Genomic DNA, 12070 nt, shown 5'->3' on the forward strand with positions numbered 1-12070 from the left:
CTGCGGAAATCCCTGTGACCAAACTGCCGATGAAACTTGTAATCGCATTGATTACTGGTCCGATGGCGTTAACGAGCGAAATGATTGCCCCACCAATCAAACCAACTGGTGCAAGTAAGAACGCAGTTGATCCAAGTGCGAGAAGCATTGCAATCGGAACAACAACGGAGAATACCAGCGGAATATTGGTAAGTAACCAGAGACTGAAGTTAAGGGACGTAATTAAACCTGTGCCCCAAGCACCAATCAGGAAGTAACCAATATCATCGATAATCGCTGGAATCCAGCCGATAATTGGGAATAATCCATCCCAGTTACCAACCGTCCAGATTGGACTGGTCATGATTAAGAAGTAAATAAACGTTGGAATATTAAAGGTATTTGGCAGCCAATCATGTGCAAGCATGATTAGCCCAGCTGGCAATGCAAGGAGTGATGCAAACCCTAAGCTTGCAAACGCAAAGGTTGCAAGAAGTGTAAAGATTGGGTCTGTAAGGAAACTCGTGAACAATCCAGAAGCTAAGTTCTGAACGATACCAGGCAAGAAGATTGAGGTAGTAAGCCCATCAATCATCAATGCAATTTGCATACCAACAAGCGTTACAAAGATAGCCAGTGCTGTCACGAACGGAACTGCAATTTCAAAGCTCAAGAACGTTGGAACATTAATTCCGAGGTTAGCAATCACACCAAGTACGCCAATAACCACAATCACAAGAACCAATGGGATTACAACGAGCCAAAGTCCAATGACTGGGATGAGGTTGGCAATACTATAAATGCCGATCAACAGCTTCAAGCCAAGAGCAGCACCAATAAGAGTAAGTGCTCCTTGGAGTCCAACTACCCCTCCTTTAAGGAAGGTGTTTAAAGCAACCAAATCGATTACAGTGAAGCCAAGATTTGTCAACGTTGGCAAAATATTCTTTGCAAACGAACTAATACCATTAAACAACGCATTTAATGGATTAAGCCAGTTAACAAATGATCCAATGAAGGTCAAGAATGTCAACGGCTCGAAAATCCAGAAGAAGGCCAGGTAGAAAATCGTATGGTTGAACATGGTGTACTGCAAAACCATAAATGCTACTAAGTCTGCAATTGGATTAACCATTAATTGAAGAACAATTGGTCCAAAGAACCAAAGCAAGATCAATGATGCAGGAACCAATGTAAGAACGAGAATGCCGGCAAGAGGCAAGAATACTGTGAACAAGCCAACAAATGTTGCAATGGCTGATACAAGATCTCCCAACACATTCAATAATCCCTTAACAAGGTTACCAATGAGGCTGGCGATCAAATCACTTGCGAGTTTTTCGATAATTGCCAATGGAATATCATTGAGCGCTGCTGTAATAGCAGAACCGATGGTAAAGATATTGACAACCGGAACGAGAAGTGTGAACAGAGCAAGCAAAGCTTTAGGCAATAAGTCAGTTAACAGCTTAAGACCTGCTAATGACAAACCATTCGAGATAAGTCGAATAAGGCCGGAAGCAATGCTGGAAAGAACTGTTCCGATCAGATTCTCAATAAATTGAAGTGGCCCATTAATCAAGTTCTGAATCGAACTGAGAATCTTTGCCAACCCAATTACAACTGGCAATGCAGCCAAGGTAGCAAGGATGCCCAGAATTGTCTTGAAAATATTAGCAGAACTAAATGGATTCAGAATGCTTGAAATAATATCAAGGATTGTTCCAATTGGATTTGTTAATAAGTTCCAGAGTGCTTTAAGAATACCGGAGATTGCTGAAAGTGCTTGACTCAGCATTGCAGCATCCAAAGCAGGAATGATTAATCCGGGAAGAGCGAATACCAACAAAGCAAGAAGCGGATTATCTTTAAGAATTGAAGCAATCGTATTAAAGATAAGAGCTGCAACTGGAACGGCAATTGAAAGGATTGAACCAATTACACCAAGTACAATTGGAACAACGGTTTCAATAACCCCTTTGATGGCATTTAATACAGTTCCGATCAGTCCAGTGATTAAACCAGCCAACCATGCGAGTGGTGTCAACAAGAGCTTTGCAATACCAGAAACAATTTGGCTGATAACCAAGGCACCAATAAGACTAGCGATCGCTGAGACAATTGACAACACATTATTAATGTTGTTGATAAAGGTCAAAGCATCGATTAAAAGACTTAGTGGTAACTCGGCTAATTGAGCAATCAATGAACCTAAAGTTAATGCGCCTAACAAGGCAGCAAGCAACAAGTGACCGGGAACAGGAAGGATTGCTGCTACGATCGTTCCAAGAACGCCGAGCAATGTAGGCAATCCGGCTACAGCTTTAACAGCGGAATTCAAGAGATTCAAGAATCCGAGGATAAAGCTCATTACTAAACGATTACCAAGTTTTTGAAGTCCTGTAAATAAATCAAGAGTCAAAACAGCGGCAAGAGCAAATGTGCCAATGGTGTTGGCAATAAATTGAGAAGCCAAGCCAGGCAATGCACTCAATACTGAGGTAATTGTTGAAACCAGTCCATTCAAGAAGCTGTTAAGAAGACTCTTAAGGCCACTTACAATGAGACTATTGATCAATGATAATGCGAGAATTGAAAGAATCAATCCTCCGATTGTCAATGGTAATGTTACCAAGAAGAATTGTGCCAATTGTAACAATGTCTTAATAACATTTCCGGCAAGATTGAGACCGCCAAGGACAAGCAATCCAGTAATACCTGCGCCAATTGCTGAAAGTGCATCTTTAACAATGGTGTTAAAGATATCTGACAACAATGAAAGAGCAAGGTTGAGCAATTGTTGTGGCAACGAAGTCAATCCAGTCCAGATAGATTTGAGAATACTTGAAGCGATTGTTCCCAAGAAGCTAAGGATAGCTTGTGGAAGACCAAGAAGAGCAGTGGTCCAGAAGGTAATCTGACGAATCAAATTAAGCGCTGGAATTCCGATCCATAGTGGAGCGGTAAGAATGCTCAACAACAATTGACCAGCCAAGGAAACAATATTCAAGCCATTTGTAATTCCTGAAACAATTGTAAGTCCGGCTCCCAACAGAATTGCAGCAATCAATGGGAAGATTGTGCTAAGGATGTTTTGAAGGCCGAAGAGATTGCCGATTAAGTTAAGAATGAAGCCTGGGATTGCCAATAAGTTGGCAAACAGCAAGCCAAGATTCAAAAGAAGAGGTAAACCAAACAGGAGTAATCCAATTGGTCCCTGAGTCAACAATCCGTTAATCAAATTAAAGATGTTTACTAATGTTCCCAGGAGAAGAGCTGGAATCCAGCTGATCAAATCAATTCCAAATTGGAGAATTGGGTTCAACAGATTAGTGAGAACCAATCGACCAAGTGCAGAAGCAATCATGCCAAGGAGCATAAGCGGTGTACTAATCAGAAAGTTAAATGCAAATGCTAAGAGACCAGCAATTGCACCAACAATATCAGGAATGACATTGTTAAGAATTCCTTGAAGAATAGCGGCAGGAATATCGAATAATAATCCGAGTAACCCACTGATACCTTGAAGGTTGAACAAACCTTTCAAAATATTGGAAATAATAGTGTTAACAATATTTCCGATAAAGTTGAGAATATCTGTCAACGCAGTCGCAATAGTCTTAGCAATTCCCGAAACGATGATTGGAGTAATAAAGTTATTCCAATTCAACTTACCCAATGTACTGAGGAAGTCACTGATCAAGTTAGCAATGCCATTGTTGAATACAGTATTCAAGATAGCACCGATAATCGTTGGAATCGTCGTGATGTTTACTAAGAATTCGTGATTGGAAATGACAGCCTTAATTGTAGAAATGATGGTATTAAATACTGCAGAGATTGCATCAATTACCCACTTAATTTGTGAGCCGATTGTTAACAATGCCGGTATGATGATCGGTAAGGCTGCCAACCACTTCAAACCTGTTGGTAATAATAAGCTCATCAATAATGAGGTTAAAATTTCAAGAGGTAAAAGAACAGCTGGTAATCCAAATAAGATCATCGCACCAAGAATTGTTGGCAACCCATTCTTCAAAAGTGAACCGAGTTGAACAATGGCACCGGCCAAAAGTGCAGGCAGCCAACTGAGCAAATCGTTCCCCAAAAGAAGAAGCGGCAGATTTAATAACGATGAAACAAGACGACTAAATATTGTGCTGATAAACATTGAAATTGGTAATCCGACCAAGCCAGAGATAACCGGCATGATCAAACTGGTACCAAATTGTACCAATGCTGGAAGCACACTGTTCAGCAAAGCTTGGACAGGAAGCTTGAACAAAATGTCACTCAAGAATCTGCCAATATCCCCTGCAAGGGTTATGAATCCTTTGATAAATGTAGAGTTGAGCAGGTTCAATGGATTCAAAAGATTTCCAAGAACGTTCAAGATTACGTTGCCTAATGCAGACAAACCGCTGATAAAGTCGCCAATAGTACCAAGAACATTTGAAATCGTACTGATTGCTGAAAGAATGCCCGAAAGCAAGCTTGCTGGCAATGAAGTAAGGAATGACAATACACCTGCAATAATCTGTGGCAAGATCGATCCGAAGATCGCTCCGGCAACAGAACCGAGAATTCCCAACGGCAAACCAAGAATAGCGAAGATTAATCCACTGATAATTTGCGCAGGAAGTGTCTTAAGCAATGGTGCAACAAAGACATTCCATAAAGTACTAATCAATGTCCCAGGGAGCGACAATGTATTGATCAATGAAAGAATTGGCAATACAACATCACTTGCGATAACTCGTAATAGATTCAGTAATGGCAACCCAATCCAAAGTGGTTGAGTCAAGGCAAGGAATCCAAGAAGTAGACCATTTAATAATCCGGAAAGGATCAATGGAATATAACTCAGGCTTGTCAGGAGATTACCGAGTCCATTAATAATTGAGCTTAATAGATTATTGCCAATAAGTGACTTAACTGCATTGATAAGCAATGTCGGTAAGAACAGCAATACTGCCAATAATGGATTTGAAAGCTTAATTAAATCTGAAATGGTATTTCCAATAGTAGAAAGAATGATTGCCAATGGATTAGTAATCAAACTACTAATTAATGGAAGTACGACTTTTGTGATAAATGAATTAATAAGACTGGTGATTGCGAATGTCAAAGGCAGACTCAACAGAGATCCGGCTGAAAGTAAAGCTAACAGCGCTGGAATTCCAAAGAGTAATCCACTGACCGCGTTGGCCAAATTACCAAGTCCGTCAAGAGTTGTTAATAATGAAGCGGCATTCAATACGAGACTGATAATGCCATTTGCAATGTTAAACAACAATTTATTAACGAAGCTGGAAATGCCGACACCAATCATTTGAACTAACGTGTTGATTGTTCCACCGAGCAATGATAAACCGTTGATTAAAATCTGCGGCAATACAAATGCTCCAATAAGTTGTGGAACAGCAACGGTGAAGAATGTTGTGAAGGCTGTCTTAAGCGAATTAGCAAATGCCATTAATTGAGGAATAAATGTTAATACATCCGCAATAATTGGAGCAGCAATCTTAGTAAGCAATTGCAATGCAGGCAATAATATTGAATTATTAACAAACTTCAACAATGGAACAATCACGTTACCCAAAGTATTAATGAATAAGGTGGCTAATGGTAACCCAACCCAAATTGGACTGGTTAATAATAAGACAGGTAAACCGATCAGGCTTTGTAAAGCTTGATTGAAGATTGTATTAAAGGTTAATGACTTCAATGCATTTTGGATTGCACTGGTCATCCAGTCGATAATCTTAGTATTCAACGATGAAAGTGAGCTGATTGTCTTTCCAATACTGGTGATCAGAATTGGAAGACCAGCCAAGTTAACAATCGTTGGAAGACCGAAGAACAACTCACCGACCAATGCAACTGGAGCAAATAACAAGCGGGCAACAAGTGAATTCAGCCCTCCTGTGACAGCGTCAACAATTGGATTGATCACTTGTGCAATGTTATTACCTATTGTCAAAATTGAAGTGGCGATACGCAATGGAAGCGTCAGGATGTTAACCACCGGAATTAAACCAAGGATATTGGAAATAAATGAAAGTGGACTAATCAAAAGATTGATAATCCCACGAACACCATTTCTAAGTGCCGTTGTTAAACTTCCGACAATTTGTCCCAACAAGTTCCCAAGAGCGTTACCCAAAATAAGGGCAACCGGCAATCCCAAGAAGTAGGTAAGAACACGACCGCCTGCAATGTTTGCTGCCAAAGTAGGAATGAACAATAACCCAGTAATTGCTGGGATAACAACTTTGGCAACATTCGTTGCGAGACCCGGTACTAAGATATTTGCAATAACTGAAAGTGGCAAACTGATAATTGCCGCTAATGGGAAAGTCAAATACTTAATACCAGTCAACGCTGGTATTATAAACAACAGAGAACTAAGGAAGTTGACACCGTTAACAACGGGACTGACAACTGTCTTAATAACTTGTTGAATTTGATTTTCAATATTAGTGACAACATTTGCTGCTAATGATGCTACATCAGCAACCAGTTTAACCGTTCCTGTTACCAGATCTTTGAACAAACGGTTAACAATGTTGATAAACACGAATGGAAGGCCGATTAGCATGAACGTAATTGGTAATGTTGCAAGTGTTAATGCACCTACTACCAAACGAACTGCCAGAGGACCGAGTGTCGTGGACACAAGACTACCTGCATTATTAACGATTGAAGTAACTGTTGATGCAATAGCTGTATTGATCGCAGTTAATGGAAGTGCAATTACAACGCCGTTAATAAATTGCTTCAACGTATTCAAACCTGCTTTAATATTGTCGAAGAACTTCTTGAGTGCCCAACCAGCAAGTGGAATGAGTGCCAAGAAAGCCATGGCGATTTTAATCAGGGTTGGTGCAAGAACGAATGCTGGAATGATAGATCCCAGAGCAAGAATATTCATCACATTCTTTGCACTTTCAATGAATTTATTGATGGCTGAAGTGACTGAATTAATTAATTGACGACCCAACTCTGTCAAAATGAGGCTGACAAGCGAGGCACCAATTGCAAATCCTGCCAAAAGTGGTACATTGCTGAATCCAGTGCTGATGTTCGCAAGCGTTCCAGCAAGAACTGAAAAGGCAATTGAACCAGCAACCGAAAGAACTGTATTGAAGAGTGATGAAACAGTTCCAAGGGTTGGAAGGGCAAAGATCACTTTACCAAGAATAGAAACCGCTGAAGTTAATGCGTTAACTGTTCCAAGAACCATGCCGCTAACAAATGCGACTGCCTTGGATAAGAAGCTAACTGCATTCGCAATGCCGCTGATCGTGTTGAAGATGACTGGAAGAACTGTTGAAAGCAATGCACCTACGGCAACTGCCGTTCCAATGGCACCAATGGTGGTTCCAAGGACAATGGCACTACCGATAGTACCAACGGTTGAAACAATCTTGCTAATGGTATTAACGGTGTTAAATGCTGTCACAATTCCGCTGATAGTCATCACTGTCCCAATTGTATCAAGAACCGGCTTAGCAATTGTTAATCCTAAAACGATTAATGGGAGATTCAGAACAATCCCCGCAATTGTTGTAATAGCTGGAATGATGAACAATGGTGCAACGATAGGAGCGATCTTTTGCGCAATCGAAACGATTGAATTGGTAGTATTGATGATGTTTGTAACTGATGAAACTGCTGAAGAAACTACAGAAGCTACAGAAACGACAACAGGAATAACTGATAATGCACCAATGGTTGCCACTGTCTGAACAGTTGAAGTTAATCCAGAAATAAATGAAATTGAACTAACAATGCTGCTTAACAATGAGCCAAAAATTCCTGAATCAGAAGTGGTCGAAGAAGTACTAGAGGAAGTACTTGCATGTGCTTGTTCGTCACTTTGTTCCTGCAGATCTTTATAGTACTGTGAGTTTTTCAAAACATCAGAATCAACTGCATCGTCAAACATCCCTGGTGTAGCTGATGATCCAAGTGACTTAAGCAATTGTGGCATTGATGCGGTCAATGAACTTGGGTTTGTAGCATCCGCTTGTCCGTTGATTGTAACCAATGCTGTTTTGCCAGTAGTCAATAAAATCTTGTAGTTCCAAACCTGGTTATCATCTGCACCAGCAACTGCCATCTTCTTAGCGATATCATTTAAAATCCAAGGATAGTCCTTGATGATTTCGCCTTGTTCGATTGAGCTGGCCCAAGACTTAGTCTGGTTGGCAACTTGCAATTTGATATTATTGAAAATTGCGGTACTATCTGAATCTTCAGTAGTAGAAGTTGATGAATTACTGCTGCTTGACTGATCTGCTGCAAGCTTTGCATAAGTTGCTTCTGGATCACTTGCATCAGGAGTTGGGGCAACGGTGTACTTGGATGTATCCAAAGTGCCATTATCCTGAGAAAATGTTGTTGAACTCAAGACTGCATTATAAGCATCCGTGGACGAAGCATTTTTCAAATTGTTCTGCTCGGTTTGAAGATTCTTATAATAGTCTGACTGCTTTAGAACATCAATATCAACTGCTTCATCAAACATCCCAGTCTTCGATGAACTCCCAAGGGATTTCAACAATGATGGCATGGAGACTGCCAAAGTTCCCTCATCGGCCTTTAATTTGCTCGAACGGCCGTCAATTGTGACTAACACCGTTTTGCCGGTAGTAAGGGGAACTGCATACTTCCAAACTTGACCTTTGGTATCTTGGTTGGCTGCCATCTTGGATGAAATATCTTTGAGAATCCAAGGATACTCTTTGATGATTTCGCCCTGTTCATTGGCAGATGCCCAAGTGGATGTTTGATCCGAAACATTTTTCTTAACTGCGTTGTAAATAGCTGAGCCTTCGGAATTTTCTTCTGAAGTGTTCGTACTATCCGCAATTGTGGTTGTATCTGTAGCAGTCGAAGTGGTCTGACTGTCTGCAGCTGTACTTACTGTTCCAGTGGAATTTGCTTGTGCAGTTGTAGGAGTCGTCGAAGTTTGACTGCTTTGATTCGTTGAATCTGTGTTCGTTGAATCTGTGGCAGTAGTCGTTGAAGACGTGCTGCTGTTTGTCGTGCTGTCAGATGTCGATCCAGTTGTTGAAGTGGTGTCCTGTTGAGCATATTTATTATATGTTGTTTCCGGATCACTTGCTGATGGAACTGGCGTCGAAACGTACCCTTTTGTCGATGAACCCTGCTTAATTGTGGTTCGTGACAAAGCAGCGTTGTATGCATCTGTCGCACTGACGTTCTGCTGTTGAGACTGAGAAATTGAACCGTCACTGTTTGTCGTGACATTCGAATTGTCAGTTGAAGCAGCTTGTGAATCTGCTGAGGAATCTGCTGTTGTGTCAGATGCTTGAGTTGTGGTCTGATCTGAGCTTGTAGAAGTTGATTGAGATTGAGCTTGGGTTTGATCAGATGAACTCGTCGCATCTGTAGTCTGGGCAGAAGCAGTTGATGATGAATCAACTTTACTTGCTTGAGGTTGATTTGCCTCAGTTGAAGTAGTGCCTCCTGTTGAAGTTTTCGCAACAGCTTTGCCTTGTGTACTTACGTAGCTCTGATTTCCAGAGTTGCTTGCCGACTGGCTGGCAGAACTTTGTTTGCTACTACTTGTAGTTGCGTTTGTAGTAGAACTTTGTTGTGCCTGCTGACTCGATGCAGTCTGCTGGGTTCCGGTTGTTGTACCGGAGTTGCTTGTCGCAGTCTGCTGTGTACCAGTTGTCGTACCAGTATTATTTGTCGCCTGACTCGAGGTTGATGTTGATTGCTGCTGTTGAGTCGTAGCGTTACTGGTACTTTCCTGGTTAGCAGTATTCTGCTGAGATTCAGCATTTGAGCTAGCCTTGTGAGCCTTGGAAGTTAACTTATAAGAATGAATATTGCCATTCTTAATGTCCAACTTCGCGTTATCAAACGTACCACTAACCTTGGTCGTCATCTTCTTATTCTTGGTTGGGATCGCATAAGCTTGCCCATATAATCCAGAATTCAATGACTTCTTAAAGGTTAATACCAGTTCGTGATCATTCACCTTTTTGTAGGAGAATGGTAACGATTTTTGATAACTGGCCTTTAAATTCTTCAAGTTCACGTTCTTACTACTAAATTTAAAGTGAATCTGATCACCCTTCTTAAAGTAGTTGACACTGGTTGGTTTCAAAGAAACTTTCAGCACTGGTACCTTGTGTGAATACGTGACGGATGAATCAACTGCATGTTGGCTTTTACGTTTCGGCGTAAATGCTTTATGAACTGATTTGTCTCCCTCTGGCGTTTTCGCATTTGTATCGGCGTGAGCATTTAACTCATTACCAAGCATGACCTGAACAGAAGAATTAGCAAACAGCGGTGACATCAGAATCACTGTAGAAATCCCAGCGATAATTCGTAAGCCACGTTTGCTGTTTTTTCTCATGGCGGATATGTTTCACATCCTTCCTATAGGTAACCAAAAACTTAAAAACTCGTAATGACAATCGCGTATTAATTTGAATACTTGATATATCAATCCCCCTTATGTAATTCAGCCGTTGAACCCTGAAATCAGCAAATTGATTTTCACCATTGAAGACCTATTGTGGCTGCCAACCACTAAGATCCAATGGTGCTAATCTATTGAGGTGCCGCCCACAATAGATCCCCTTTGGTGCTGTCTATGTGGTGCCACCCACCTAGACGCAGTGTTACACGCCCAATGTGGTGCCATCCACATAGACGCAAAGTGCATTGCCTGAACGGTGCCAGCCGCCCAGTTAATTTCATAGATTCAGCATTTACCTACAACCCCTTCATCTAATCAAGACAGGCTGCCAAGCCTTGATCGCCAAACTGCCACATTTGACAACTCTCAAATGATGAAGATGAATCAGTTATAGTAATGTTAAGTAAAAAGACTTAGCGCTACTATAACTATGAATAGCGTACCATCCCTATTTATACTTGGTAATACACACATTACAAGAAAGTGTGCAAAGTTGCCAAAAGCATTCTGGTTCGGTTCCTGCCAATTGGATTTTAGTTTACAATTATAATAGGAAGTAATTCAATAATGCATGAAAGGATATCATTATGAAATTGATTAACCCAAAACTAATTGCAAGCATATTAGGGACAGCATCCCTCGCCTTAACATTGACCGCATTTCCAACAGCCACTCAAGCAAGTGATACCTTCTCTGACAGTGAAATCAGTGGGCCCACTGGCTACTTTAAGAGCAGCAAAGCCCAATTTGCCTTTCACTGGAAAAATCTAAAGACTGATTCAGGCGTCCAAACTATCCTAATCTTTGGTGATTTTCATAAACCACAAATTCAGCTGGGGATGCCGTCCTTGAACAACATCAGTAAGGATCGTAAAACATTCACCTCTGAATACAAATTCATCAGCAGTAAAGGCAAGCTGCTCACTCAAAAGTACTATTTCCCCATCAAAAAATTGAGCGACAACAGTTATCAGATTCATCTGGCTTACCATGATGGTGCTCGAGTTCCCAGTGCCAACGGTAAATCGTATGTCTTTACCAAGTCAGCGGCGTCACCTGCCAAGTCCTATGCGCACAAGTATTCTGCCAAGGTTCTGAAGAAGGAGTATACCCTTCAGCTGCAAGCTTCTGCAGAGAAACAATATAGAAAAGAAAAGGCTAAAGGCAAGCGTGTTTCGGATCCGGCAACGAATAAAACTATGCAAAAAAAGATCGCCAAAAGAGCGAATGCCGCGGTTGCCAAAAGCGTCAAACAGATTATTAAAGGCTTCAATTATAGTGACTCATCCAAATAATATTCTTAAGGGCAACGACAAAGTATTTTGTCATTGCTCTTTTTTACCACAGAATGTTTCACATGAAACATTCCGTTGAATTCGCACTCCTACAATATCTATCCTATAATGTGTCCAGGGGGGATTTCATGAATCAATCAATTATCTTAACGGGGGCAATCACCGGACTAGCTGCGATTTCATTGTTCGTAGCACGACCGGCAACTTCTGTCAGTGCGAAAACTACAATAACCACTAATAAAACATTTAAAAAAACATCATTTTTGCCGAACTCCGGTAAGAATATTTACGTGTGGAACGGGGCCGGGACATAAGTCCCGCCGATAAA

The 12070-nt window shown here is 41.0% G+C and carries 3 protein-coding genes; 2 read left to right on the forward strand and 1 reads right to left on the reverse strand.

Going from position 1 to position 12070, the window contains the following annotated elements; all coding sequences use genetic code 11:
* On the reverse strand, positions 1-10381 hold a 10381-nt coding region (locus FD17_RS12445), incomplete at its 3' end, for a hypothetical protein (RefSeq protein ID WP_156653630.1).
* Positions 10382-11034: 653 nt separating this feature from the next.
* On the opposite strand from FD17_RS12445, the gene FD17_RS12450 reads away from it, so the two are divergent.
* Both FD17_RS12450 and FD17_RS12455 read left to right on the forward strand, forming a co-directional pair.
* Positions 11035-11742, forward strand: a complete 708-nt coding sequence (locus tag FD17_RS12450; RefSeq protein WP_057826503.1) for a hypothetical protein — start codon at positions 11035-11037, stop codon at positions 11740-11742.
* A gap of 128 nt (positions 11743-11870) precedes the next feature.
* Positions 11871-12056, forward strand: coding sequence for a hypothetical protein (locus tag FD17_RS12455; RefSeq protein WP_057826504.1), 186 nt, complete (start codon positions 11871-11873; stop codon positions 12054-12056).
* Positions 12057-12070 lie beyond the last annotated feature (14 nt).

The sequence above is a fragment of the Lentilactobacillus sunkii DSM 19904 genome (genome assembly GCF_001435575.1).
GTDB lineage: Bacteria > Bacillota > Bacilli > Lactobacillales > Lactobacillaceae > Lentilactobacillus > Lentilactobacillus sunkii.